General features: G+C 59.7%; 24 protein-coding genes and 1 other RNA gene. 11 read left to right on the plus strand and 14 right to left on the minus strand.

Annotated features, from left to right (window positions below; translation table 11 throughout):
* Positions 1 to 29: 29 nt before the first annotated feature.
* Both N4A58_RS02210 and N4A58_RS02215 read left to right on the plus strand, forming a co-directional pair.
* On the plus strand, positions 30 to 248 hold the full coding sequence (locus tag N4A58_RS02210; RefSeq protein WP_293707421.1) for a DUF1127 domain-containing protein: 219 nt from the start codon (positions 30 to 32) through the stop codon (positions 246 to 248).
* A gap of 130 nt (positions 249 to 378) precedes the next feature.
* Complete coding sequence (locus tag N4A58_RS02215) at positions 379 to 1,137, plus strand: Bax inhibitor-1/YccA family protein (protein ID WP_072707441.1); 759 nt, start codon at positions 379 to 381, stop codon at positions 1,135 to 1,137.
* 72 nt (positions 1,138 to 1,209) lie between these two features.
* Here the strand turns inward: N4A58_RS02215 and N4A58_RS02220 are convergent, their stop codons facing one another.
* The 8 genes from N4A58_RS02220 to N4A58_RS02255 form a co-directional block, all read right to left on the minus strand.
* Positions 1,210 to 1,725: a GNAT family N-acetyltransferase gene (locus N4A58_RS02220; RefSeq protein WP_293707422.1), complete on the minus strand. Its 516-nt coding sequence runs from the start codon at positions 1,723 to 1,725 to the stop codon at positions 1,210 to 1,212.
* A 126-nt stretch (positions 1,726 to 1,851) separates the two neighbouring features.
* Entirely contained in the window at positions 1,852 to 2,019 is a 168-nt protein-coding gene (gene rpmG / locus N4A58_RS02225; protein WP_007814563.1) for a 50S ribosomal protein L33, read from the minus strand.
* 124 nt (positions 2,020 to 2,143) lie between these two features.
* An RNA gene (gene rnpB, locus N4A58_RS02230) (RNase P RNA component class A) lies at positions 2,144 to 2,516 on the minus strand.
* Between the two features lie 12 nt (positions 2,517 to 2,528).
* Positions 2,529 to 3,239: an N-acetylmuramoyl-L-alanine amidase gene (locus N4A58_RS02235; protein ID WP_293707423.1), complete on the minus strand. Its 711-nt coding sequence runs from the start codon at positions 3,237 to 3,239 to the stop codon at positions 2,529 to 2,531.
* Positions 3,203 to 3,937, minus strand: coding sequence for a hypothetical protein (locus N4A58_RS02240; RefSeq protein ID WP_293707424.1), 735 nt, complete (start codon positions 3,935 to 3,937; stop codon positions 3,203 to 3,205). The genes N4A58_RS02235 and N4A58_RS02240 overlap by 37 nt, the downstream gene beginning before the upstream one ends.
* 29 nt (positions 3,938 to 3,966) lie before the next feature.
* Positions 3,967 to 5,448 carry an Asp-tRNA(Asn)/Glu-tRNA(Gln) amidotransferase subunit GatA gene (gene gatA, locus N4A58_RS02245; RefSeq protein ID WP_293707425.1) on the minus strand — a complete coding sequence of 494 codons (1,482 nt, stop codon included), beginning with the start codon at positions 5,446 to 5,448 and terminating at the stop codon, positions 3,967 to 3,969.
* 4 nt (positions 5,449 to 5,452) lie between these two features.
* Positions 5,453 to 5,740, minus strand: coding sequence for an Asp-tRNA(Asn)/Glu-tRNA(Gln) amidotransferase subunit GatC (gene gatC, locus N4A58_RS02250; protein ID WP_072707451.1), 288 nt, complete (start codon positions 5,738 to 5,740; stop codon positions 5,453 to 5,455).
* Positions 5,741 to 5,915: 175 nt separating this feature from the next.
* A complete protein-coding gene (locus N4A58_RS02255) occupies positions 5,916 to 6,365 on the minus strand; it encodes a nucleoside deaminase (protein ID WP_293707426.1) in 450 nt (149 codons plus the stop codon).
* Between the two features lie 63 nt (positions 6,366 to 6,428).
* Here N4A58_RS02255 and N4A58_RS02260 point away from each other — a divergent pair, with 63 nt between their 5' ends.
* The 8 genes from N4A58_RS02260 to dtd all read left to right on the plus strand — a co-directional run bounded on the left by N4A58_RS02260 (position 6,429) and on the right by dtd (position 14,655).
* A complete protein-coding gene (locus N4A58_RS02260; protein ID WP_293707427.1) occupies positions 6,429 to 7,355 on the plus strand; it encodes a pseudouridine synthase in 927 nt (308 codons plus the stop codon).
* A 426-nt stretch (positions 7,356 to 7,781) separates the two neighbouring features.
* The gene (locus tag N4A58_RS02265) at positions 7,782 to 8,660 is read left to right on the plus strand and encodes a 5-bromo-4-chloroindolyl phosphate hydrolysis family protein (RefSeq protein ID WP_293707428.1); all 879 of its coding nucleotides are present in this window, start codon (positions 7,782 to 7,784) and stop codon (positions 8,658 to 8,660) included.
* A 33-nt stretch (positions 8,661 to 8,693) separates the two neighbouring features.
* Entirely contained in the window at positions 8,694 to 9,902 is a 1,209-nt protein-coding gene (locus tag N4A58_RS02270; RefSeq protein ID WP_293707429.1) for a toxic anion resistance protein, read from the plus strand.
* A 20-nt stretch (positions 9,903 to 9,922) separates the two neighbouring features.
* Entirely contained in the window at positions 9,923 to 10,903 is a 981-nt protein-coding gene (locus N4A58_RS02275; protein WP_293707430.1) for a DUF2927 domain-containing protein, read from the plus strand.
* A 24-nt stretch (positions 10,904 to 10,927) separates the two neighbouring features.
* Positions 10,928 to 12,052 (plus strand): SPFH domain-containing protein, encoded by a 1,125-nt coding sequence (locus N4A58_RS02280; protein ID WP_293707431.1) that lies wholly within the window; start codon positions 10,928 to 10,930, stop codon positions 12,050 to 12,052.
* Positions 12,053 to 12,133: 81 nt separating this feature from the next.
* On the plus strand, positions 12,134 to 13,234 hold the full coding sequence (locus N4A58_RS02285) for a TFIIB-type zinc finger domain-containing protein (RefSeq protein ID WP_293707432.1): 1,101 nt from the start codon (positions 12,134 to 12,136) through the stop codon (positions 13,232 to 13,234).
* 60 nt (positions 13,235 to 13,294) lie between these two features.
* The gene (locus N4A58_RS02290) at positions 13,295 to 14,215 is read left to right on the plus strand and encodes a carbohydrate kinase (RefSeq protein WP_293707433.1); all 921 of its coding nucleotides are present in this window, start codon (positions 13,295 to 13,297) and stop codon (positions 14,213 to 14,215) included.
* Positions 14,212 to 14,655 (plus strand): D-aminoacyl-tRNA deacylase, encoded by a 444-nt coding sequence (gene dtd / locus N4A58_RS02295; protein WP_293707434.1) that lies wholly within the window; start codon positions 14,212 to 14,214, stop codon positions 14,653 to 14,655. The genes N4A58_RS02290 and dtd overlap by 4 nt, the downstream gene beginning before the upstream one ends.
* Positions 14,656 to 14,737: 82 nt before the next feature.
* On the opposite strand, the gene N4A58_RS02300 is transcribed toward dtd, so the two are convergent.
* From N4A58_RS02300 to aroQ, 6 genes are all read right to left on the minus strand, one after another.
* On the minus strand, positions 14,738 to 15,913 hold the full coding sequence (locus N4A58_RS02300) for an HlyD family type I secretion periplasmic adaptor subunit (RefSeq protein WP_293707435.1): 1,176 nt from the start codon (positions 15,911 to 15,913) through the stop codon (positions 14,738 to 14,740).
* Positions 15,914 to 15,916: 3 nt separating this feature from the next.
* Positions 15,917 to 18,205 carry an ATP-binding cassette domain-containing protein gene (locus N4A58_RS02305; RefSeq protein WP_293707436.1) on the minus strand — a complete coding sequence of 763 codons (2,289 nt, stop codon included), beginning with the start codon at positions 18,203 to 18,205 and terminating at the stop codon, positions 15,917 to 15,919.
* Positions 18,202 to 19,497 carry a TolC family protein gene (locus tag N4A58_RS02310; RefSeq protein WP_293707437.1) on the minus strand — a complete coding sequence of 432 codons (1,296 nt, stop codon included), beginning with the start codon at positions 19,495 to 19,497 and terminating at the stop codon, positions 18,202 to 18,204. Before N4A58_RS02310 ends, N4A58_RS02305 begins: the two co-directional genes overlap by 4 nt.
* A 100-nt stretch (positions 19,498 to 19,597) precedes the next feature.
* Complete coding sequence (locus tag N4A58_RS02315; RefSeq protein ID WP_293707438.1) at positions 19,598 to 22,012, minus strand: Ig-like domain-containing protein; 2,415 nt, start codon at positions 22,010 to 22,012, stop codon at positions 19,598 to 19,600.
* A gap of 712 nt (positions 22,013 to 22,724) precedes the next feature.
* Positions 22,725 to 23,609, minus strand: a complete 885-nt coding sequence (gene purU / locus N4A58_RS02320) for a formyltetrahydrofolate deformylase (RefSeq protein WP_293707439.1) — start codon at positions 23,607 to 23,609, stop codon at positions 22,725 to 22,727.
* Between the two features lie 396 nt (positions 23,610 to 24,005).
* Positions 24,006 to 24,440 carry a type II 3-dehydroquinate dehydratase gene (aroQ, locus tag N4A58_RS02325; protein ID WP_072707476.1) on the minus strand — a complete coding sequence of 145 codons (435 nt, stop codon included), beginning with the start codon at positions 24,438 to 24,440 and terminating at the stop codon, positions 24,006 to 24,008.
* 249 nt (positions 24,441 to 24,689) lie between these two features.
* Between aroQ and N4A58_RS02330 the strand changes: the two genes are divergently transcribed.
* Positions 24,690 to 26,309, plus strand: a complete 1,620-nt coding sequence (locus tag N4A58_RS02330; protein WP_293707440.1) for a methyl-accepting chemotaxis protein — start codon at positions 24,690 to 24,692, stop codon at positions 26,307 to 26,309.
* Position 26,310: the final 1 nt, after the last annotated feature.

Raw genomic sequence — 26,310 nt, forward strand, 5'->3', positions numbered from 1 at the left:
GCGCAATCAATCAAATAATGGTGAATGACATGGCTACTCAACTCGGCAGACTTGCGATCGCAAGCAGACCTTTCCGGTTCTCTTCCCTCTTTAGCGCCTTTGCCAACTACGCTGCGATCTCGCGCCAGCGGCACGCGCTTTCCCAGCTGGATGACCGGCTTCTTCAGGATATCGGCCTGACCCAGACCGAAGCAAAATCCGAAGCTGACCGCGCCCCTTGGGACGTCCCTGCACATTGGCGGGTCTAATTGACAGAGGATCCTCCAAAAACCCGAACAAGTGTACTTGAAATCACGCACATCCCTGCCGATATTCACAGGTAACGGGTGTGCGTTTTTGTTTGTGCACCCAACAGCTTCGGATTTTTGGAGGATCGAAATGGCTGAATTCCGCACGACGCACGCTGGCACTAGCGCCGGTGCGGTTCGTATCGACGAGGGCCTGCGCGCCCACATGAACAAGGTTTACGGCACGATGTCCGTGGGCATGCTCATCACTGCAGCAGCCTCTTGGGCGATCTCTGGCCTTGCGACAACTGTCGATCCGGCCACCGGCAACACCGTTCTGACTGGTCTGGGCCAAGCGCTGTACAACTCGCCCCTGAAGTGGGTGATCATGTTCCTTCCGCTGGTCATGGTTTTCGCGTTCAGCGCGATGCTGAACAAAATGTCGGCTGCGGCTGCTCAGGTGTTCTTCTACGTCTACGCGGCCGCAATGGGTCTGTCGCTCAGCTGGATCTTCATGGTCTTTACCGGCGTGTCCATCATCCAGACCTTCCTCGTGACGGCGATCTCGTTCGCGGGTCTATCCCTGTATGGCTACACCACAAAGAAAGACCTGTCGGGCTTCGGCACCTTCCTTATGATGGGTGTGATCGGTCTGGTCGTCGCGTCGCTGGTGAACATCTTCATTGCATCGAGCGCACTTCAGTTCGCGATCTCGGTCCTTGGTGTTCTGATCTTTGCGGGTCTGACTGCGTATGACACCCAGAACATTAAAAACACCTACCTGCAGATGGCTCACTCGGGCGATCAGGAATGGCTAGGTAAGTCGGCAATCATGGGCGCGCTGCAGCTCTACCTCGACTTCGTGAACCTGTTCATGTTCCTGCTGCAGTTCATGGGCAACCGCGAATAATCACTGCGGCAGCTTAGAAACAGATAGGGCCGGTCGCAAAGACCGGCCCTTTTTTATTGCGTCGGGTCTGGGTCATAGAAGCGTGGTCATGTGTACAGAGGGAAAACGGACGTCCAGTCCTAGCGAGAGTTCAATCTCGGCCAAGGTCTTGAAGCCTAGAGCCTCGTAGAACGGGACAGCGGTGCGGGTGCTCAGGCATTCCAGCCGCCTGACGCCCTCTTCCGCGGCATGATCCATAGCGCGGTCCAGAATGGCCCGTGCAACGCCCCTACGGACAAAATCGGGCGAGGTCACAACATGACGGATGTGCCCCATTCCAGCGGGCGTAGAGGCGCTGAGCGGGCTTGACCAACTCCACCCCCCTGCAGCGACGATCTGCCTCTGTGGCGTCTCTGCCACGTAGTAGGAGCCAGAGCGCAAGAGCTCGGGGCGGGCCACACTGATCCGCGGCAACGCGCGCCGCAACAGCTCGGACGGATAGTCGCGTTCCAAGAGCACCGGGTAGGACAGTTGCAGCAGGGCGGTCACCCGCTCAGCATCACCTATTTCGGCAGGCCTGATGGTATAGATTAAAGGTAAGGGTGGCATGGTCTCTCTCCATTTCGCCGGGTGAAAATTTCTTTGAGAAATCTCCGGCGCGACCATGCTTTAAAAATAAAAAGAGCCGCGCCAGTGTTTGCTGGTGCGGCTCTTTTGTCTGGTGATCCAGAAGGCTTACTTGATTTTGCCTTCTTTGTACTCGACATGCTTGCGCACCACCGGATCGTACTTACGTACGACCATTTTTTCGGTCATAGTGCGTGCGTTCTTCTTGGTCACGTAGAAGTGGCCCGTGCCAGCGGTCGAGTTCAGACGGATTTTGATAGTGGTAGGCTTCGCCATGGTACTCTCGTCTTTCGCTAGGTCGGGCGGTGTTTGCGGCCACCCGCGTGTAATCTCTTGAACCCCGCCTTTTACGGTTGGCGGGCAAAGAGTCAACACCATTCGAGCAGAAAAAGCAGGTTAATTGCGCGGAGAGCCTATAAGCCGGATTCTGTCCAAGCGTAAACGCTCTGGATGACCATTCATCTTGGCGCGCAGTTGCCTGCGTGCCTCTAGCTGCCAACCCGAACCTCAGGGCCAAGACGACCCTGCGGACATGCCGCGCGAGGCTCCTATTCGGCATTGCTCCAGGTGGGGCTTGCCATGCGGGGCCTGTTACCAGTCCCCCGGTGGTCTCTTACACCGCCGTTTCACCCTTACCCCGATAAACGGGGCGGTCTGTTCTCTGTGGCGCTTTCCCTCGGGTTACCCCGGCCGGGCGTTACCCGGCACCTTTGTCTTGTGGAGTCCGGACTTTCCTCGGACAGAGACCTGCCCGCGGCCATCCGGCCCTCCGCGCACATGGGGCCTTATTGGGTGTCGGGCGCGCGGTCAACGGCAAAGCGGTCGGCAAGGTTTACAGCGGCCGCCACATCCGCGCCGGACAGCACCCCATGGGCCCACGGGCGGAAGTGCATACGGAAGGCGTCCAGTAAGACCTCGGGCTCTGCCTGTGCGGTGTAGCCATAGTCCCGTAGCGCCTGCAGGAACGTGTGCCAGCAGGTGTCGACCCCCTGCCCCACCGCGTCCGGCCACACCCCGTGTCCGCGCCGCGACAGGCCCAACCAGTCAAATCTGCGCCCCGGATCAACCTTGCGCCCCGGCGCGACGTCCGAATGCCCGACAATCCGATGATCAGGAATATCCCAGCGCCCGCGAATCTGGTCCAGCAATGTGACAAGCGCATCCATCTGCGGCACGGAAAACGGGCTCTCTCCATCATTCACGATCTCGATTCCGATAGACCGCGAATTCACATCCGCCACGCCATCCCAATGGGACAGCCCCGCGTGCCATGCCCGGCGATCCTCATCCACCAACGGAAAAACGCCCCCTGTTGGACAGAGGGCGTAATGGGCCGAAACCTCGAATTCAGGATCGCACAGACGGTTGAGAGAGCCATCCAAGTCCATCACCGTGTAGTGCAGCACGATCATGTCGGGCCGCACATCCCCTTTGCGGGGGCCGTGATTGGGGGACCGGCTCAACGCACCGCGTTGCGGAAGGGTTGCGGATCCCATGTGCAAGCAAATCCATCCCCATCGGGATCTACACCCAAGCGGTCCTTTTCAGGCCCGCCTTTGGCGAGGAACGCCGCCTGAGCCAAATCCGCAGACGCATAATCCGCACAAGCGCGCGCATACTTAGCCTCTGCTCGGAACGAACTGCGCTGATACAGCGGCTGCCCCACACGGTTGTTGGTGGCCAAGGCATAGGACACCACATTCACACTGCCATCGGGACGCGAAGGCAGAGCCTCGGGCTGAATGACGGTATAGAGGCTGCGGTTGCGCTCAATCAGCTCTTTGTCGTCCTCGATGCTCCGCTCGTTGCTGACTGCCGAGAAATCATTCTCGGACGAGATCCCATTGGCCGTTGTCGCCAATTCAGGTGCAGGGTTGGACGGGCTGGCCTGTAACGGCACAGCCCCGCTGTTGGATGCAGCAAGGTTCGCGGTGTTGATCGCCTCTTCGGACGCGGCTTTCACCTCGGCCAGCGTGCGTGCACGGGGCGGCTGGCCTGGGGTCAGTGTGCCCACATTGCCCAAGGTCTCTTGCGAAACTACGGGTGCCGACGGGATGCCGCCGTTCAGCTGCGCTTCACGCGCTGAACGATAGCTGTTCGATGTGATTCCCGCTGCGCTGTCAGGTACGGTTGGCCCACATGCGGACAACCCAGCCAGAGCCAACAGAACCAATCCCGTGTGTCGAAGCATCATCTCACCTCAAAGTTGTGCCATTTCAGCACTTACCACCACTTCGACGGTTTGGAAACAAAGCCTGCAGCCTGTTCCAGCGCGTAAGCGGTATTCAACAGATCACCTTCCTCGAACGGGCGGCCGATCAGCTGAAGACCCAGCGGCAGACCTTTGGAGTCAAGACCCGTGGGCACTGCGACGCCGGGCAGACCAGCAAGGTTCAGCGTCACGGTGAACACGTCGTTCAGGTACATCTCGACGGGGTCCGCGCTCTTCATCTCACCAAGACCAAAGGCCGAGGTCGGCGTTGCGGGCGCCAGAATTGCATCCACATCAGCGGCAAACGCGTCTTCGAAGTCACGCTTGATCAGGGTGCGTACTTTGCGCGCCTTGTTATAATACGCGTCGTAGAAGCCTGCGGACAGCACGTAGGTGCCAACCATGATGCGGCGCTTCACCTCGTCACCGAACCCTTCGGCACGGGTTTTCTCGTACATCTCGTTGATGCCATCGCCAGCCGACAGCTTTGCGCGGTGGCCGTAGCGGACACCATCGTAGCGGGCGAGGTTCGACGAGGCCTCTGCAGGCGCGATCACATAATAGGCAGGCAGCGCGTACTTGGTGTGCGGCAGGCTGATCTCGCGGATTTCGGCACCGGCAGCTTTCAGCATCTCCGCGCCTTCGTCCCACAGCTTGGCAATCTCTTCGGACATCCCTTCGGGGCGGTACTCTTTGGGAATACCGATGACCTTGCCGCGGATATCACCGGTCAGCATGGCTTCGAAGTTCGGAACCGGCAGGTCTGCGCTGGTCGAATCCTTCATGTCGTGACCGGCCATCGCCTCAAGCATGATCGCCGCGTCACGCACGGTTTTGGTCATCGGACCCGCCTGATCGAGCGAGCTTGCATAAGCGATGATGCCCCAACGCGAGCAACGGCCATAGGTCGGCTTGATGCCTACAGTGCCGGTGAAGGCAGCAGGCTGACGGATGGAACCACCGGTGTCGGTGCCTGTTGCCGCCAGACACAAGTCTGCCGCAACAGCCGCCGCCGACCCCCCCGAAGACCCGCCGGGGGTCAGCTTGCGGTCGTCAATCTTCCAAGGGTTAACCGAGTCGCCATAGACCGAGGTCTCGTTCGAGCTGCCCATGGCGAACTCGTCCATGTTCAGTTTCCCCAGCATGACAGCGCCGGCGTCCTGCAGCTTTTGGCTGACGGTCGACTCATACTCGGGAACAAAGCCCTCCAAAATGCCGCTCGCCGCTTGGCTCGCCACACCCTTGGTGCAGTACAGATCCTTCATACCGATGGGCAGGCCGCACATGGCAGGCGCATCGCCAGCCTTGATCCGGTCGTCCGCAGCCTTCGCGCGCTCCAGCGCCAACTCAGGAGTCTTGTTGACAAAGGCATTCAGCGCATCAGCCCCATCAATCGCAGTCAAGCACGCTTCGGTCAATTCGACCGACGTCACATCACCCTTGCGCAGCGCATCACGCGCTTCGGCCAGCGTCAGTTTATTCAGCTCGTTCATCGGATCACTCCACCACTTTCGGCACGGCAAAGAAGCCCTCGCGGGCGTCGGGGGCATTCGACAGGACCTTGTCCTGGTAACTGCCATCGGTGACCACGTCCTCGCGGCGCTTCAAACGCTGCGGCGTAACCGAGGTCATGGGCTCTACGCCCTCAACATCCACCTCACCAAGCTGTTCGATAAAGCCCAGAATGCGGTTGAACTCTTCGGCCAGCGCAGGAAGCTGGTCGTCCTCGACCTTGATCCGGGCCAGTTTCGCCACTTTTGCGGCAGTGCCAGTGTCGATCGACATGGGCCATCTCCGTGTGTCTCGTATTTCCCTCGGGCTTTACCGCCCAAAGCCCGCGCCCGCAAGCATCAGACCACCCGCACCCGCCACGAAACGCGCCCAATCCTTCATCTTGGCCAAAATACCCCAGCCGGAGGCACCGGGCGTCAGCCCGAACAAACCTGTGCGCCATAGGCGCTCATTCTCGCAACTTCGCAAAGAAATCGGCCAACAGGGCCGCAGATCGCGCCTCGTCGATTCCGTCATAAACATCGGGCGCATGGTGGCACTGGGGATGACTGAAGATACGCGGCCCCTGCCCCACACCGCCCGACTTGGGGTCCGAGGCCCCATAATAAAGCCGCCCGATCCGCGCGTTGGAAATAGCCGCCGCGCACATGGGGCACGGCTCCAGTGTCACATACAGATCACAACCCGTCAGGCGCTCCTGCCCTAAAACGCGGCAAGCCTCACGGATCACAAGTATTTCCGCATGGGCGGTGGGGTCGTTCAGCTCGCGCGTCCTGTTCCCAGCCTGCGCGACGACCTCGCCGTCCCGCAACAACACAGCCCCCACGGGGATTTCTCCTCGGGCGGCCGCGGCCTCGGCTTCGGTCAGGGCGATTTGCATATGCGAACGGAACGTCATGGGTTAGGCTTATCTGTAGCGTTCCCCCTTTCGCAATCCACAGAGTTTCGCTAGACGCGCCCAATGACCCAGAAAACACCGCAAAACCGTCCCCGGTCCGGCAAGCCCGCCCCCAAAGGCTCGTTCAAATCGCGCCCCAAGGCCAAGCCCGCCCCTAAGCCGCAGGCCAAGCCCCAAGCTGGCACCCCCGAGGGCGACCGCATCGCCAAAGTTCTGGCACGCGCCGGTGTTGCATCGCGCCGCGAAGCCGAGAAGCTGATCACAGCCGGCGTTGTCGCGGTGAATGGCAAGGTCATCGACAGCCCCGCCTTGAACGTCACTGCGCGTGACCGCATCACTGTAGACGGCCAACCCTTGGCCGCTGCGGAACCGATGCGCCTGTGGCTCTATCACAAGCCTACGGGCCTCGTGACGACGCACAAGGACGAACAGGGCCGCCCCACCATCTACGAAAATCTGCCCGAATATCTGCCACGGGTGATGTCTGTCGGCCGCCTCGACTTGAATTCCGAGGGCCTCCTACTGCTGACCAACGACGGCGAATTGAAGCGCAAGCTGGAACTGCCCTCGACCGGTTGGTTGCGCAAATATCGCGTGCGCGTGAATGGACGCCCCACCGACGAAACGCTGGAGCCGCTGCGCAAAGGCATCGAAGCGGATGGCGAAATCTTCCAGCCAATGATCGTGAACCTTGACCGCCAGCAGGGCGCGAATGCGTGGCTGACAGTCGGCCTGCGCGAGGGCAAGAACCGCGAAATTCGCCGCGCCATGCAAGAGATCGGCCTGAACGTGAACCGTCTGCTGCGCGTCAGTTATGGTCCCTTCCAGCTGGGTCAGCTCAAGGAAGGCGAGGTCGAAGAAGTGCGTCCGCGAATCCTGCGTGATCAACTTGGCCTAGGTCCGGCACCAGAGACCGAGGAAACCCCTGCAAAACCGGGCAAGCCTGCTGCGAAACGACGCCCGCCTCGTGTGCCACGCCGCAAACCCTGACTTTTCACAAGTCCTTCATATCTTTTGAGCCCAAGCTGGGCTATGCACCTAGCAGGTGTTCTAGTGAGGCAGAGGTATCGCAATGCTGGCAGCCGCTCAGATCGGCGTCAGAGATCGGGTGCGCATCGCGCGTCCGGACCAGCGGGTTACCGCCAGTTGCCCTCGGATTAGGCGGGTTTTCCCTAGGTTTGGGGTGAAATCCGCCGGTTTGTTTCCTACCTTAGTGGGTGTGAGACACAAAGACACCAGCTCCGCCCTGCCCTGTCCCGTCCGCGCGATCGCGCCGGACGCCGCTCACAGACCGCGCGGGAACCAGCCATCAATTCAGCTAAAGAGGTAGAGGGTGTCCGGCACGACCTTGCAGAAAATTGCGTTTATTCTGTTGTTCATCCTGATCCTGCGCGTCGCAATCTCGGGGGGTGTATGATGGCTCAGCGATATGGTGGCGAATTCAGCCCTGATGGCAGCCAGACCAGCGCGTCGAAACCCATGAAGTCGCCCAAGCGTAAGCGCGCAGGCGGGCGGGCAAACCTGCTGTTCATCGCACCTCTGCCGATGATCGGGGCCGTCTTTGGCTCTGGTCCCGTCGAGATGACCTTTAAATTGGCCGCGATGGGCGCGCTTCTACTGGCCGCGTGGTTGACCCGCGAAGGTCTGATCGCCGAAGAAGCCTACAACGCCCGACGTATTGCCCGCCGTCCAGCAATTCCGCGCAAGATGTTCGCAGCAGCTTTGATCGGCGTGGGACTCGCGCTCGGTACCTTCTCCGGTTCAGGTAGCGTAATCGAACCAGTGCTCTACGCAGTTGTCGGACTGGTGCTGCACGTACTGGCGTTTGGTATCGACCCGCTAAAGGACAAATCAGCCGAGGGCGTCGACACCTTCCAGACCGACCGCGTGGCCCGCGCCGTCGAAGAGGCCGAGGCGCACTTGGCCGCCATGTCCGAAGCCGCGCGTCAGACCCGTGACCGCCAGATAGAACTTCGCGTCAACGGTTTTGCCGACACTGCCCGCGATCTGTTCCGCACGGTCGAGGCTGATCCCCGCGACCTGACCTCTGTCCGCAAATACCTGAGCGTGTATTTGCTGGGGGCCCGCGATGCGACGGTCAAATACGCTGATCTGGCCGAACGAGCGCCGTCCCAAGAGGCCCGCGCCGACTACCTGTCGCTGCTGGATGACCTGCAACAGAATTTCGCCGACCGCACCCGCAAACTCATGGTCAATGACAAAGCCGATCTGGATGTCGAGATCGGCGTGCTTCGCGACCGCCTCGCCCGAGAGGGCATTCGTCATACTGAGTAATTTTGTTCAGAGTTCATTTCAGAGGACTGACCCATGACCACCACTCCGACTTCGCAAAAAGCCTACGTCCAAGCGGCTCAAGACCTTAAAGAGGTTGAACAATTGAATGCGGCCATTCTGCCGCCCCCAACCGAAGAGATTGTGCCCTTGGAAACTGCCGACGCCCCTGCTTCTGCTGGAATCACCCGCCGGATGGCCGAACTGGACATGAGCGATTCCAACTCGATCGTCACGTTCGGTTCAGCCGCGCAGGCCGAATTGCAGGAAATTTCGCAACAGATGCTGGACGGTGTACGCAACAAGGATGTCGGCCCTGCCGGTGACAGTCTGCGTGATATCGTGACCACCATTCGCGGCTTCTCGATCAGCGAGCTGGACATCCGCCGCGACCGCAGCTGGTGGGAAAAACTGCTAGGACGCGCCGCGCCCGCCGCCAAATTCGCTGCCCGCTACGAAACCGTGCAAGAGCAGATCGACAAGATCACCGACAACCTGTTGGGCCACGAGCACAAGCTGATGAAAGACATCAAGTCGCTCGACCTGCTATATACCAAGACGCTGGAATTCTACGACGAGCTTGCGCTCTATATCGCAGCGGGTGAGGCCAAGATCGCCGAGATGGACAGCCAGACCATCCCTGCCAAAGAAGCCGAGGTTCAGGCCGCTGCCGAGAATGATCAGGTGATCAAAGCGCAGGAATTACGCGATTTGCGCGCCGCCCGTGACGATTTGGAACGCCGTGTGCATGATCTAAAGCTCACGCGGCAGGTCACTATGCAATCCCTGCCCTCGATCCGTCTTGTGCAGGAGAATGACAAATCGCTGGTCACCAAGATCAACTCGACCCTCGTGAACACCGTGCCGCTCTGGGAGACCCAGCTGGCGCAGGCCGTCACGATTCAGCGCAGCGCCGAAGCGGCGGATGCGATCCGTGGGGCGAATGATCTGACCAACGAACTTCTGACCGCCAACGCCGCCAACCTGCGCGAAACCAACCGCAAGGTTCGTCAGGAAATGGAACGCGGGGTCTTTGACATCGAAGCAATCAAGACCGCCAACGCGGACCTTATCGCGACGATACAAGAAAGCCTGCAGATCGCCGACGAGGGCAAAGCCAAGCGCGCGGCTGCCGAAGCCGACCTCAAGGCGATGGAAACCGAACTGCGCGATACGCTCGCGGCAGCCAAGGCCAAGAAGACCGGCCTTGGTGATACTGCAGGCACCTCTGTACCCCCGAGTTAACGACCGAAAGGCACTCTGTTTTGTTACAATACCTCAACTGTCTCCGTCTGCTGACCGCTGCGAGCCTCGCCGGAATTCTTCTGGCGGGATGTGCACCCGACCCGCTTTCGCCGACAGTTGCGGTGCCCCGCGCCGCCAATCCGGTCAGTGACGAAGCCAGAGCGCTGTTGCCCGATCCAAACCCCGAATACGTGCCTGCCAGCTACAAAAGCAAATCCGTGGGCACGTATTACAGCCGTATGCAGGACCAGCTGCTCACCTCGGGCAAGCTGCGTCAAGATCTGGGGCGAGACATCCCGCTAACGGTTGACCAGTTGACCAAAGATTTCGTCGAGATCGCGCTCAAGAACGAGTACATCCACGGCGGCTCCGGTCGCATGCATAAGAGCAGAGACAGTGTCCTGCGCCGCTGGGAAAAGCCTGTTCGCGTCTTTACCGTCTTTGGTGCGTCCGTCCCGCCGGCAGAACGCAAACGCATGATGGCGTCGGTCACATCCTACACCAACCGCTTGGCCCGCGTGACGGGCCACGACATCCGCATGACCACGCGCGAGAACGCGAATTACTACGTGATGTTCATGGGCGAAGATGACCGGATGCCCTTTGGCGAGAGCCTGAAACGCGCCATTCCGGAAATCGACACGGCAGCGATGAATGTTTTCAAATACACACCGCGCAACCAGCTGTGCGTGGCGGTTACCTTCCGCGACCAGAACGGCAGCCCGCGCTTTGCCAAGGCTATGGCCATGATCCGCGCCGAGCATCCGCAGCTGCTCAAGATGTCCTGCCTGCACGAGGAAATGGCACAGGCCCTGGGTCTGCCCAATGACAGCCCGACCGCGCGACCTTCGATTTTTAATGACGACGAGGAGTTTGCACTCCTCACGCGACACGACGAACTCTTGCTCCGCATCCTGTATGATCGCAGACTGCAGCCGGGCATGACCAAAAAACAAGCCGTCCCGATTGTTCGACAAATCGCGGCTGAGTTGCTGGGATAATACTTATCAGAAGGACCTCGCATTATGGGGATTTTCGATTTTCTCAAGGGTGAATTTATCGATGTCATCCATTGGACGGATGACACCCGCGATACGATGGTGTGGCGCTTTGAACGCGAAGGGCACGCCATCAAATACGGCGCCAAGCTAACTGTCCGAGAAGGGCAAACCGCCGTGTTCATCCACGAGGGCCAATTGGCAGACGTGTTCACCCCCGGCCTTTATATGCTGGAAACGAACAATATGCCGATCATGACCACCCTGCAGCACTGGGATCATGGCTTCCGCTCGCCCTTCAAGTCCGAGATTTACTATGTCTCGACCACGCGGTTCACAGACTTCAAATGGGGCACCAAAAACCCGATCATGCTGCGTGATCCGGAATTTGGTCCCGTGCGCCTGCGGGCCTTTGGCACCTATGCGATCCGCATTATAGATCCCGCGCGCTTCATGACCGAAATCGTCGGAACCGACGGCGAGTTCACCAGCGACGAGATCAGCTTCCAGATCCGCAACATCATCGTGACCCGTGCCTCGCAGGCTTTGGCTGCGAGCGGCATTCCCCTACTGGATATGGCGGCAAACACTGATGATCTGGGCAAGGTGATCGCAGCGCAAGTCTCGCCCACACTGGCCGAGTACGGGCTAGAGATGCCCGAGTTCTACGTCGAGAACATTTCCCTTCCGCCCGAGGTCGAAAAGGCGCTGGACGCCCGTACCTCACGCGGCATTGCAGGCAATCTGGACGATCATATGAAGTGGCGTGCAGCCGAAGCGATGAATGCCTCTGGTTCTGCCGCAGGCGCGGCTATGGCAACTGGCATGGGCGCAGGCATGGGCATCTCCATGGGGCACCAGATGGGCCCTTGGGGCGCGATGCAATCGCCTGCGCCTGCCCCGCAAGCCGCGCCCATTGCACCGCCCCCACCGCCGGTCGAGCATGTCTGGCACATCGCCGAGAACGGCGCGACCTCTGGCCCCTATTCCAAGGCGCGCATGGGCCGCATGGCAACCGAAGGGCAACTGACACGCGACACCTACGTTTGGACCCCCGGTCAGGACGGCTGGAAACGGGCCGAGGATGTGATGGAGCTGGCACAGCTTTTTACCGTTATGCCGCCGCCCCCTCCGCCGCCGCCTGCGGGCTGATCCGACCCTCCCCTGCCCCTGCCATCCGGCGCGGGCGGGGTTTCTTTTCAGAACGACCCAAGACATTCAGGTTCCCCACATATGGCGCCCCAGACTCCCGACCGCCAAGAGCACCGCTTTCCCTGTGATCAGTGCGGCGCGGACTTTCGTTTCTCTCCTGAAAAGGGCATGCTGGTCTGCGATCACTGCGGCAACACAGCGCCGATGGTGGACCGCCCCGCGGCGCCCGCGATCGCCGAACTGGATTTCAACGCCGCCCTGAACCACCAACTGCCCGAGGCAGAAACCGAGACGACACGGGTGCTGAACTGCCCGAATTGCGGCGCTCAAGTCGAGTTCGACGGCGTAACCCACGCCAAGGAATGCCCGTTCTGCGCGACCCCAGTGGTCACCGACACCGGCGAACACCGCCACATCAAACCGCGCGGCATTCTGCCCTTCGGGGTCGATGAAAACGGGGCACGGGTGGCGATGAATGACTGGCTCGGCAGCCTATGGTTCGCCCCGAATGGCCTGCAAAAGTATGCTCGCAAGGGCCGCAAGATGCAGGGCGTCTATGTGCCCTACTTCACCTACGACGCGGATACCAAGACCCGATACACCGGCGCTCGGGGCACCGTTTACCATGAAACGCGTCGCGTAATGGTGAATGGCAAATCCGAGACCCGCACGGTTCAAAAGGTCCGCTGGACGCCCGTCTCTGGCCGCGTAGCGCGCTGGTTCGATGACGTGCTGGTTCTAGCCTCGAAATCCTTGCCGCAGAAATACACTGATGCGCTGGAGCCATGGGACTTGTCCGCGCTGGAACCCTATTCCCCCGAATTCCTCGCCGGTTTCCGTGCCGAAGGTTACACCGTCGCCCTCGACGAAGGGTTCGAGACTGCGCGCATCAAGATGTCCCGCGTGATCGAGCGCGACGTGAAGTTCGACATTGGCGGCGACCGTCAGCGGATCAGCAATATGGACACGCAGGTCAGCGGCGTGACTTTCAAGCACGTCCTTCTGCCTGTCTGGGTTGCGGCCTACAAATATCGCGACAAAACCTACCGTTTTGTCGTGAACGGGCGGACAGGCCGCGTGCAGGGTGAACGGCCGTATTCTGCATGGAAGATCACGCTCGCGGTCATCGCTGGCTTGATCGTGGCCGCAGGGGTGGGATACTTGGTGGCAATAAATCAATAAACTTGAAGAATTCCGATCTTCGAGTATTGGTAGCGCAAACATGACCAAGTGAGGCCCCCAATGATCCTGTGCTGCGGAGAATCCCTGATCGACATGCTGCCCCGTCAGGCGACGACGGGCGAAAACGCTTTTGCCCCCCATGCAGGCGGCGCGGTGTTCAACACCGCGATTGCTTTGGGCCGCCTCGGGGCACCGGTGGCGATGTTCACCGGTCTGGCCGCCGACTTCTTTGGCGACCTGCTGGCGGAAACGCTGGAGTCATCCAAGGTGTCCACCCAGTACGTCCACCGCGCCGATGCGCCCTGCACCGTGGCCTTTGTCAAACTGGTGGACGGTCACGCGACCTATGCCTTCTACGACGAAAACACTGCGGGCCGTATGCTGCCCACCGACGCCCTGCCCGATCTGGCGGACGATGTGAACGCGCTGTTCTTTGGCGGCATCTCTCTGGTGGTCGAACCCTGCGGCGCGACCTACGAGGCGCTGATGACCCGCGAGGCGGCAAAGCGCGTCACCATGATCGATCCGAACATCCGCCCCGGCTTTATCAAGGACGAGGCCGCCTATCGCGCGCGCATCGACCGCATGATGGGCATGGCCGACATCGTGAAGCTGTCGGACGAGGATCTGGCGTGGCTTATGGGCGGCGAGGATATCGACGCCAACGCCGCACAGGTTCTGGCGATGGGCCCCAAGCTGGTCTGCATCACCCGCGGCAAGGATGGCGCATCGGGCTACACCGCGAATGGCCGCGTAGATGTGGCTGCGAACACTGTGACCGTTGTGGATACTGTGGGCGCGGGCGACACGTTTAATGCTGGTGTTCTGGCGTCGCTGGAGCAGGCTGGCGTTTTGTCGAAGGAAGGGGTCGCAAACCTGTCCGACGAGGTGATTGCGAACGCGCTAAGTCTTGGGGCACGGTCGGCGGCCATCACGGTCAGCCGGGCCGGAGCCAACCCGCCCTGGACCCACGAGCTATGAGAGCACTATTACAACGCGTTTCCGAAGCCCGCGTCGATATCACGGGCGAGACCGTCGGCAAGATTGACGCCGGCCTGATGATCCTGATCTGTGGCATGCAAGGCGACACCGAAGCGGACGCCGATAAACTAGCGGCCAAGATCAGCAAGATGCGCATCTTCGAGGATGACGCAGGCAAGATGAACCTGTCCCTGATGGACACCCACAAGGCCGCGCTGGTGGTCAGCCAGTTCACCCTGTCCGCCGACACGAGCCGCGGCAACCGTCCCGGTTTCTCGACCGCCTGCCGCCCCGACGAGGGCAACGCACTGTACGAGTACTTCAGCGAGGCTCTGCGCAAGCTAGGTGTGCACGTAGAAAATGGTCAGTTCGGTGCTGACATGCAGGTGCACCTTTGTAACGACGGGCCGGTCACCATCTGGGTCGACACAGCTTCCTGACCCCTTCCCCAGAACGACGCAAGGCCCGGGCTTCGAACACCCGGGCCTTGTGATTCCGCCGACGAGGTAAGAGGGCGGGGACTTAGGGTTCGCGAAGCGCCTCTTGGGACTTGTACAGGGGCTTCAGCAGGTACTGCAGGACAGTCTTTTCGCCGGTGTATAGCTCGACCGTGGCCAGCATGCCGGGACGCATCTCGATCTCGCGCTGGCGTTCTGTCAGGTTGCTCAGATCAACCCGCACGGTGACCTTGTAGTGCGGATCGCCATCGGGCGCGCTGGAACGTTCGTCCTTGAAGGTGTCCGCAGACACCAACTCTACTTCGCCGTTCAGGGCACCGTAGATCGTGTAGTCATAAGAGCTCAATTTGATCGTGGCTTTCTGACCCGGACGGACCTGAGCGATGTCCTTGGGCTTGATCTTGGCTTCGACGAACAGCTCATCGTCCATTGGGATAATCTGCATGATCTCTTCGCCAGAGCGCACAACGCCACCAATGGTCGTCACAGCCAGATTGTTCACCACACCGCGCATGGGGCTGATCAGGGTCGTCCGGTCCAACTGGTCGCGGCTGGCCTTCAGGTTCTGCTTTAGGGTGTTCAACTCTTTGAGCGTCTCTGAATAGCTCTCTGCCCGCTGCAGATCCGTCTGGGTGACGATCTCGTCATAGCGCTTCTGCGCGTCAGCAGTCGCCTTTCGCGCGCGGGTCACCTCGATCAGCGCAACGATTTTGCGCTCAAGCAGCTTTTCGAGCAGAGCCTGCTCTTCGCTGGCTTGGTTCAGCACCTGCTGCGCGCCATCACGGCTTTTGACGTAGTCGGACTGTCGCGCCTCAAGCAGCTTACGTTCAGATGCCACGATCTCGGGGGCGGCCTCTTGCATTGCGGCGGGCACTTCGAAAGAGAACTCGCCAGCCAACTCGGCTTCAAGGCGTGCGCGGCGAATTTCTAGCGCGGTGACCTGCGCTGCGATGTCGTCCACCTCGGACTTGAACTGGGTACCGTGCAAGCGGGCCAGCATCTGCCCACGATCGACCTGATCGCCCTCTTTCACATAGAGCTCGGCCAGAATGCCGCCTTCGAGGTTCTGAATGATTTGAGGGCGGGATGAAGAGATCATCTCGCCCTGACCGCGCACGATCACATCCAAGGGTGCCAAAGCGGCCCACACGATAAACGCAATAAGAACCGCTCCTGTCATCCAGATGATGCGGCTCGGGCCGCGTGTGCGGCCCTCGAATTCTGTCGAGAGGGTTGTCATGGGTTACCTCGTGATCTTGCCTGCCGCGTTGGCTGTCAGATGGGCGACAACTTCTTCGCGGGGTCCGTCCACAGCCATGCGGCCATTTTGGAAAATCAATGTGCGCTTGGTCAGCGACAGGATGGGCAGACGGTGCGTTGCCACAATCGTCGTGCGTCCCTTGAGCCAGCTGTCCAGACGGCTAACCAGAGTGGCTTCGAGCGTTTGGTCCAGCGACGCGGTCGGCTCGTCCAGCAAAACGATCGGGGGGTTCTGCAGCCAGATCCGCGCCCAACCGATGGACTGGCGCTGACCGACGGACAGGCCCTGCCCGCCATCGGTGATCTCTAGATCAAGACCCTTGTGGTGGCCTTTGACAAAGGGGCCAAGGCCCGCGAAATCCAAGGCTTCGAACAGGCGCTCGTCGTCGCGCTCTAGCTGATGCAGGTTCAGGTTCTCGCGCAGGGTGCCTGCGAACAGGCGAACGTCCTGACCCAAGTAGCCTATGTTGCGGCGCAGGTCGCGGGGCGCAATCTGCCCCATGTCCACACCGTCAATCATCACGCGGCCTTCGGTCGGCGCATACAGGCCGGACAACAGCTTGAGGAAGGTCGATTTGCCAGAGCCGTTCACACCCAGAACTGCGACGGACTCACCTTTGCCGATGGCCAAGGCGCGAATGTCCAGAATGGGCGCGCTGTCCTTGTCGTACTTGAACTGGACGTTGCGGAATTCGAAGCTGCCTTCCAGCTGATCGCGGCGCAGGTAGGTGCGGCCATCGGCCAAGTCCTGTTCGGCTTCGGCAATCGCGTCCAGTGCATCAAGTGCACCGCGAACGTTTGACCAGCGGGCCAAGGTTCCCGCGAGCTGTGTCAAAGGAGCCAGTGTCCGGCTGGTCAGGATGCCGACCGCGATAATCGACCCCACTGTGAATTCACCGATAAAGACCAGATAGGTGCCTGTAACAACCGCTGCGATGTAAGTCGCTTGCTGGATGCCTTGGCTCCAGTAGGTCAGCGCGGTCGCCATGCGGCGCTGTTCGCCCGACTTGATCGAGGACAGACCGGTCAACTCCATCCAAAGGCGGCGAATGCGATCTTCGCCGCGCTGTGTCTTGATGGTATCGAGTTCAAAGATGGTCTCATGCAGCAAACGCGAAGAGCGGGTAGACGCCCCTTGGCTCTCACGAGTCAGCTTGATCATCTTCTTTTGCAAGAAGAAGCCGGGCACGACCATCAGGATGCCGCCGATTACCAGCACCCAAACCACACTACCGGCGATCGAGGCGACGAGGATCAGGAAAACCAGAATGAACGGCAGATCCGCCAGCGATCCGATGGACGCCGCGGTGAAGAATTCACGGACAGAGCCGAATTCGCGCATGGCACCAAACAGCTGCGAGGACGACACTCCACGGCGATCCGAGCGCATGCCCAAAAGCTTTTCCATTAGCATGCGCTGAATGTTTAGCTCGATCTGGCGACCAGCCGAGTCCATCAGACGCGCGCGGGCGAGCTTCATCATCGCCTCTAGCCCCAAGGCCACCAGTGCGCCGATGGCCAGCACCCAGAGGGTCGCCTCGGACTGGTGCGGGATCACGCGGTCATAAACCTGCAGCGAGAATAGTGCGACCGACACGGCCAGAATGTTCGCAATCAACGATCCCAAAGCGATCTCGCCGATCTGGCGCTTGAACTTGGGGAATTCTCCCCAGAACCAGTGGGATTCATCCTGGGTCGGGGCGTGGATCTTCTTGATCTGCTCGACGCTGACTTCTGCTCGGATCAGAACACCGGCGAAGAATGGTTCGAACTCGGTCAGGGGCACATAGGCGCGATTGTCGACGCAAGAGGTGTCGTAGATCACCACTTCGCTGCCGATCTGATCCAGCACAAGGATCGACTGACCGCTGACCATCTGCGCGATTGCGGGCCAATGGGCGGGCGTCAATGCGCCGACGGTCATGATCTTGGTGTGCAGACCCGCGGTTTGCAGACCGGCTGCCAGCGCTTTGGGCTGGGTGGCATCGGCCGAGCCCGACTTCATCATCGCGTCCAGAATATCACGCGGCGGGACGTTCACCCCCAGATATCCAGCGTAGACCGAAGCCAGATCGGCGCGCGCTTTGGCTCTGCCCTCGGGGTCGGCCTTGGGCTTGGTTGCCCACTTGGTCGCGATTTGGGCGATGCCCAGAATAGGATTCGCCGCCTTCTTGGGCGGCGTGACGTCGGGCGGGAGAACCGCCTTGGCTTTTCCTCCGGCGTCCTTGCCACCGGGTTGTACGGTCAGTGCGATGGGTGCCTTGCTGCTCATACGTCATCCCCGTCTACCAACAGACCGAATTCCTCGGCCATCTGCAGTTTTGTCAGGATCGCGTCGTACTTCAGCCCGACATGTTCGAGCCGGCGCGAAACCATGGTTTCGTAAACATTCACCACATCCATCACCTGACGCTGGCCAGCCTCATACTGCTCTTGAAAGGTCCGATAGTTCGAGACCGATTGACGGGCCAGTGTCCCAGTATTCGCGCTCTGACGGTCAAGCGACGCGAGGTATTCACGCAGGCGGGCAATCTTGCGATCCGAGTCCTCTTGCGCTTGTTCAATGCGGGCCGCGGCAGCTTTCTTGTCTGCCTCGATGGCGCCCAACGCGGCGCCGGTCCCCAGACCGATCAGATTATCGGTTTCTACTGTGACACCCAAATCGGTGCTCACATTGCTCGCGGTGCCGCCAGCGGTCAGCGACGGCAAGAAGCCAGCGCGCTCAATCTTGGTTTCGGCGACGTCGCGTTCCATCTCGGCCCGGGCACGAAGCACGTCCAGCGGCTGCACACCTGCAGGAAACATCGGCACGTCGGCCACGCCAGTCACGTGGTCCAACGGATACGCCGACATCGCGGCCAATTCGGCCAGCGCGGTCCGCTCTGCCTCTAAGTCAGCATTCAGGGTTTCGCGTGCCTCGTCCAGTTTCAGACGTAGCACCTGCTCGTCCGAGGTATCGGATACACCCCCCGCCACACGCGCTTCCATGATGCGCATGAATTCGGTCATATCAGCTGCGGCCTGACGGGTAATCCCGACACGGGCGCGGGCCTTTTCGGCCTGAAGGTACAGCTCCAGCGCGGTCATTACACGGCGGTTGCTGTCCTCGGACAGGGTGACAGCGGCGACTTCGACGTCAGCACGGGCTAGCTCTCGCTCGGCCTTGCGCTTGCCATTGTCGAACAGCACCTGCTCGATGAACAGGCTCGCAACGAAATCGCTCATGCTGGTCAAGGAGATCGACGGCCCCAACTGCGGCAGCCAGTTCTTGTCTGCAGCCTTGGAACGCAGAAGCGCGGCACGCAACTCGGCCTCGGCCGCTCGTGCGTTCGCAGCCATCACTGCATCGGCCACGGTGTCATACGGGCTTTGGTCAGGCAGCAGGCTTTCACGCGCTTGAAGGGTGGCAATGATTTCAGAGCGCTGCTCTCGAATCATTTCCGCATCCGGCTCGGCAGCACCAGACGCAAACGGAGACCCATGGGTCTCTTCGTAACTTTTACCGAAACAGCCAGCCAGCGCAAAGACGGCAACGCTGGCAGCGAGGGTCGCTGCCCGTCTCATGTATTCAGAACTCCGCTCGTGCACCGTTATGATTTTTTAGTTCGGTGCGGGCCTCAAAGAGCGGCGCGTGGTCCGCGCCGCCCTGTCTTGCTCGTTATGATCAGGTGTTGAACTGAATGTCTTCGTCCACCACGATGGTCGCGCCATCGTCGCCGACTGTGTAGACATCGTAGGTCTGACCATCGATCGTCTGGGTCTCGCCGGTGGCGGTTGCGCCGGTCACGGTGACGGTATCGTCGCCTTCGCCCGCAATCGTGACAGTGTCACCATTGTCAGACAGACCTTGGATCTGCTCTTCGGTGAGTTCGAGTGTCGCATCCGACAGGAACGACAGGTCGATCGAGTCGATGTTGAACTCGTCAAGGCCCGTCCAATCGGTGTCGACTGCGGTGTCGTCGTTGTCTGGCAATGCGATGTACACCGAAGAGGAGTTGCCTGCGTCGTCCGAGTTCTCGAGGATCGCGTCGTTGCCCAAGGTGCCATTGATACCCGTTGCGAAGTCAACGCTGGTGTAGGTTGCGAGTTCAGTCGCAGTGGTCGCAACTTCTGCAGTCGCGCCCTCTTCGCTGACCGAATACACCTGCACTTCTTCGCTCTCACCAGTGGTACGGAAGCCAACGGTGTTCACGTTGTCCTGCGAGATGGTGATGAAGCCAGCGTTCAGCGTTTCGGGGACCACATTGTCGACTGTGATGGTGGTATCATCGCCGTAGTCGTCGCCAATCCCGTCGGTGTTACCCGCAAGGTCGGTCACGTCCAGCTGAACCAGAACTTCACCGTTGTTCACCTCGGGAACGACCGAAGCGTCAAAGGTCACAGTCCATTCACCAGTAGTCGGATCAACCGTCGCCAGCGTCTGGGTGCTGTCATCGCCGTTCAGGGTCACGTAGACCTCGGTCGCGCCGATTTCAGCAGTACCGGTCAGGGTCAGGCCATCCGCTGTGTCTTCGGAATTGAAGACGGTGCCGGTCGGCGTCAGATCATCAATGGCCAGATTGGTCACAACGGTGTCAACATAAACGGTGCCGGTCGCGCTGACGGTGCCATCGTTGGGATCTGCATCGGGGTTGCCCTCGACTGCGGTGTTACCCTCGTCGTCGGTCGCATAGATGTAGAGCGGCACGTCGTAGCGGTCGCCCAAAGTGACCTCGTCCTCGGGCACAACCAGTTCCCAGTTGCCAGTGTCGTCTGCAGTGACGGTGTACTCCGTGGTGCCCTGCTCGCCGCCAACGCGGATGGTCACGGTTGCGCCGGCTTCGGCTGTCCCGGTCAGGGTCACGCCGTCATCTGCGACCTCTTCTGCATTCGCAGTAAAGTCGTCATCATACGCAGTGCCTTCGTTGCCAAAGGACTCGTAGTCAGCGGTCACATAGGTCTCGGTATCCAGCGCCAGCTCATCGGTCGTGGTGATCGAGTTGCCGTAGATGTCGGTCGAAACGATGGTGATCGGGGTGTTCCGCGTACCGTCAGGGTTCGCGTCGCCGTCCGCTACTTCATCCGAGGTGAAGGCGATGCTCCAAGAGCCGTCTTCCGCAACGACGGTGTCACGCGTGGTGCCGTCAATGGTCAGTGCAACGGTAGAACCCGGCTCGCCCTCGCCGACGATCAGAACGCCATCCTGATCTTCATATTCCTCTTCGTTCCACACGTCGTCAGTCGAAACAGCACCATCGGTAATGATGGTTTCCGGCGGAATCGTGTCGACAAAGACAGACGGACCTTCGAGGTTGGTCACGGTGCCATCGGGGTCGGTGATGGTCACCTCGGCGATGTGGCTACCTTCGTCCGGAATATTGCCCGGTTCGGTCGAAACGGCCCAGTTGCCATCGTCATCAGCGGTGGTTGTCAGGGTCACGTCGCCGATAACAACTTCAACTGTCGAGCCTGCAGGCGCAGTGCCGGTGATCGGAACCGACTGCGTTTCTTCGTCCGAGGTGACAGTGTAATCACCTGGATCGACGGTGGGCACGACCGGCGTGTTGGTCGAGTCATCACCGCTGCCATCGTCATCATCGCCATCGGCCAAGGCCGCAAGGCCCAAGAGACCCGCTGCCGCCAGACCTGCCGGTCCAAGGCCTGCGAGTGCGGCGGGTGCCAGCATCGCGACGGCTTCGTCATCTTCGGGTGCCATGGCGAAAATCTCATCGCCATCGACAAAGATCAGTTCGTCCGACGGGCTCCACTTGCCCCAGGTCGCAACGTCTGCGTATCCACCAAAGGTCGACGCGCCTTCTTCGCCGGTGATAATCACCTGCGACAGTTCACCGTCGGCCGATACGAAAAGCTTGTTTTCCGCGCCACTGAAATAATCTTGCAGCACGATCACGCGGCCGTCGGCCAGCGCGATTTGAAGGTTGGCCCCCTCACGAACGTAATTCATGACTGAATCACGACGCAAGTTCAGAGAAATCTCCTGGCCACCTGTAACTTGAAGAACGGTCTGACCGCCCTCCCCTGCTAAGCCACCACGATAAATACCTGTGCCGTCCTTGACGACATAGTCAACTGACTGCATTGCTCTGCTCCGCCTCAAATAGGCCCGTCTTTTCGCGTGGCCTTATTACCATTGGTACTGAAGCTACCCCCTTTTGGACACAATCTCCAGTATTTTTGGGGAAGCGGGGCCCATTGTGGCCTAAATCACGCTCTATCGGACAATTCGCATGGATAGGAGGGCGGAAATCACCGAAGCCTAGCCCGTTTGATCTATATTTTTGCAACAGTACATTCCGATCACAAAGATTGTTGCAACGACTCTCCAGACGCGAGCAGGAGCGGATCGCACGAGCTTCCTGCTCTAACACAGGCGTCTCGCGCAGAATTTCCGGATTATCCACAGGCCCGAAGAATCGAGTTTCTGTCCATGATCATGCGCATCGCGAATCTGTAATTTCGTCGTTTTCCTTTTGTTTTTCGCGCCCAATTCGTATTCTGCCCTTCCGCAAAGGAAGTCCTCCGGACCATATCCGTTATTCATAATTACGATTTCTAGATAGCTCATCAGAAAGAGCCCCACTCGCAAATTGAGATAGGAGGCGTGCCATTTCTCTTTCGTATAGACGAGGATGCGCAGTATTTAGCTCTCAGGCCCTGCTCTCTATTTTGTATTTTTGTCGGTCGCATAGCTGCGTTTTCGGGCAACCGCACCGCTTTGAGGCGAAGATTGGGCAAGAAAAAGGCCCGCACCACTGGGTGCAGGCCTTGCAGAGTTTAATTGTGGCGGACGCTTAGCCCATGCGCTCAGACGCGTAGGACCCCGGGCTCGCGGGGAAGACCACGGTCTTGTTGCCGTTCAGGAAGACGCGACGGTGAATGTGCGCATGGATCGCACGGGCCAGAACCTGGGCTTCGACGTCACGGCCCAGCGAGACGTAGTCGTCGGGGCTCTGCGCATGGGTCACGCGGATGATGTCCTGCTCAATGATCGGACCTTCGTCCAGATCGGCGGTGACGTAGTGCGATGTCGCGCCGATCAGCTTCACGCCGCGCTCAAAAGCCTGCTTGTAAGGGTTTGCCCCTTTGAACGAGGGCAGGAATGAGTGGTGAATGTTGATGATGCGGCCGGACATCTTCTGGCACATCTCGTCCGACAGGATCTGCATGTAGCGCGCCAGAACAATCAGATCGGCGCCGGTGTCGGTGACGACCTGCATGATCTGCGCCTCGGCCTGAGGCTTGTTCTCTTTGGTCACCTTGATGCAATGGAAGGGGATATCGTGGTTCACGACGACCTTCTGGTAGTCCATGTGGTTCGAGATCACCGCCACGATATCGATGGGCAGCGCGCCGATACGCCAGCGGTACAGCAGGTCGTTCAGGCAGTGGCCAAAACGCGAGACCATGATGACGACTTTCATCTTCTCGGACTCGTCATGGAAGGTGAAGTCCATGTCGAACTCGCCCGCCAGACCTCCAAAGCCCTCTTCCAGCTCGGGCAGTTCTTTGCCCTTCTCGCTGCTGAAGCTGACGCGCATAAAGAAGTTGCCGGTTTGCTTGTCGTCAAACTGCGAGCTGTCGGTGATGTTGCAGCCTTTGTCGGCGAGGTAGTTTGCGATGGCGGCCACGATCCCGCGGGTCGAGGGGCAGGTGACGGTCAGAGCATACTTTGTCATGCGTGTGATCCTTGAGCGGTCGTCTTGAGCGTGAAATACGATAAGTGTTGGCGTAGAACTGCGCCTCGGCCCGCGTGGTTTCCCCTTTGGTGACGCAGAGCAGCTTTCCTGAAGCAATTCCTAGCGCGTCGTTTTGGAAAGAATCTGTCGGAAAACGCCAGATCACCTGCGATTAGCGTCCTGCGCTGTTGCGAGCGGCAAAGAGTATCTGCAGCGTCCATACGGGTTCTGCTCCAATTCCAAGGTCCACCCCGAACCTGAGGCGTGCGGGCGAGTATCCCGATCCCCTGCCCTATCGGAACGAAAAAACGCCCGCTTTCTGACGAAAGGGGCGTTTCGATGTCTGCCATGGGAACAGGGGTTTCCGATAATGGACGCCTCGTACCGATGGGAACGTTAGACCAACTGAACCAGACGGCGCAGCGCGGCCATGTAACCTTCGATGCCCAGACCGGCGATCACAGCGGTCGCGATATCAGAGACATAAGAATGGTGACGGAAAGCTTCGCGCGCATGCACGTTCGAAATATGCACTTCAAAGATAGGCATCTCGCAGGTGACGAGTGCATCTCGGATCGCGACCGACGTGTGCGTGTAGGCGGCGGGATTAATCACGATCCCGCAGGCCTCGAGCCGCGCGCGCTGAACCAGCTCGACGATTTCGCCTTCGTGGTTGCTCTGGGCAAAGACCAGATCATGCCCATGCTCCGACGCCAATGCACGGCACTTGGCTTCAACATCAGCCAGCGTGTCATAGCCGTAGACTTCGGGTTGGCGGGTCCCCAGCATATTCAGGTTGGGCCCGTTCAGGACAAAAATCGGTTTCGACATAGGAATGCTCCGGAATAACTTGGCCAAGGCCTCTCAAATTCCGGCGCTCCGGTCAATTGCGTAGAGCCATCGGGCGATCACCAGCGGCCACACACTTCTGGGTGGGGTGCCAAAACTGAGCCTACTTTTTCACAGGTGAAACAGCCCGATGCACGGAGCGGCGGTCTGCGCGCTGCGGTTAAGCTATAGATCACTCTTCCGGTCCACTCGGCATGCCATTGGGGTAGCCGATAGCTTTGGAGCCCATCCATGCGCCTGTCTCTCAAGTTTCGCCTTGTGGTAACGTTTCTCCTGCAATTCGCATTTCTCGTCGGCATGGGGGTTCTGGTTCTTTATGAACTCAGCCGCATTCAGGCCAACAGCGACGCCATCGTGAACGAGAATTTCAAACGTGTGCAAATCTTTGATGAGCTTGCCGAACGCCAAGCCGTGATCCAGCGCATCATGCGGGATTACCTGTTGCTCGACGCCAAAGAGCAGCGCCGGTCCTTCAAGGCGGAACTCAAGGCGAACCGCGCGCAACTCGACGACCGTTTAGCCAAAGCGCGCGACGGGGCCTCGCCCGAGACGCTGGCGCTGCTGGACCGTTACTCTGGTCTGCGAAACGAGTTGGAAACGATCAACAAGAAGGTCATGCAGGTCCTGACCTTTGGCGGAGCGTCCAAAGCAGGCGAGTTGCTCTATATGAACAGCTCTATCGTCGACTCCGAAATGGCCACGCTGATTGGCGGCATTCTGGACAAGGAACGCAAGGCGATGGACGCCGCACTGGTCCAATCAGCCAAAACCTTTGACCAAGCGCGGATGATTGCAATCGGTCTTCTCACTGTCGCAGCTCTGGTCTCTATCGTGTCTTCGATTAGCACCGTGTCCACCCTGTCCCGCGGTTTTCGCAAGGCTAATGACCTGAGCGCGCGCGTAGCAGATGGGGATCTGACGCAGACGGCACGACACAACGACAGAAACGAGATTGGCGACCTGCTGGACAACTTGAACCGAATGGTGACGAGTCTGCGCGGGATCGTCGGCGAAGTGTCGACGGGTGCTCAGAATGTGGCGATCGGGTCGAACCAGATGGCACAAACCTCCGAGGATTTGCGCACCTCAGCGACCACGCAAGCCAGTTCGACCGAGCGTGTATCCGCTGCAATCGAACAGATGACGGCCAACATCGCTCAAACGGCCGAGAACGCTGCCGAGACTGAGAAATTCGCAGCCGAAGCAGCGATTGAGGCACGCCAGAGCGGCGACGCGGTGAACCAGTCCATGTCTGCCCTTCACGATATCCTGGCCAAGATCGAAGTCGTCCAAGAGATCGCACGACAGACCGACCTGCTGGCCCTGAACGCTGCGGTCGAGGCCGCTCGGGCGGGGGAACATGGCCGTGGGTTTGCGGTTGTCGCCTCGGAAGTGCGCAAGCTGGCCGAGCGCAGCCAGTATGCCGCAACCGAAATCGGCGCGATCTCTCATGGCACCGTCGATGCAGCCCAGAACGCCAGCGAAATGCTGTCCAAGCTGGTCACGGCAATCGAACAGACATCCGACCTTGTGGCGGGTATTTCGCGGTCTAACGCTGAAATCTCGATGGGAGCGCAGAGCGTGCGCCAGACGATCTTGGAACTTGATGGCTCGACACAGGCGAACGAGGCCGCCTCCGAGGAGCTGTCGTCCACTGCCGAAGAGCTGTCTGCACAGGCAGCCACGTTGCGCGATTCGATCCGCATCTTCCGCCTGAGCGACTACATCGACGAACCGAGCCCCGAGACCGATCTAAGCGAATTCGTTGTTGCCAGCGACACACCAATTGAGCTGTCTTTGAACGAGACCGCGGAGAAGAAGGACCAGAAAGTAGACTTCACGCCCGCCTAAG

The organism is Donghicola sp. (genome assembly GCF_025210255.1).
In the GTDB taxonomy this organism is placed as follows: domain Bacteria; phylum Pseudomonadota; class Alphaproteobacteria; order Rhodobacterales; family Rhodobacteraceae; genus Donghicola; species Donghicola eburneus.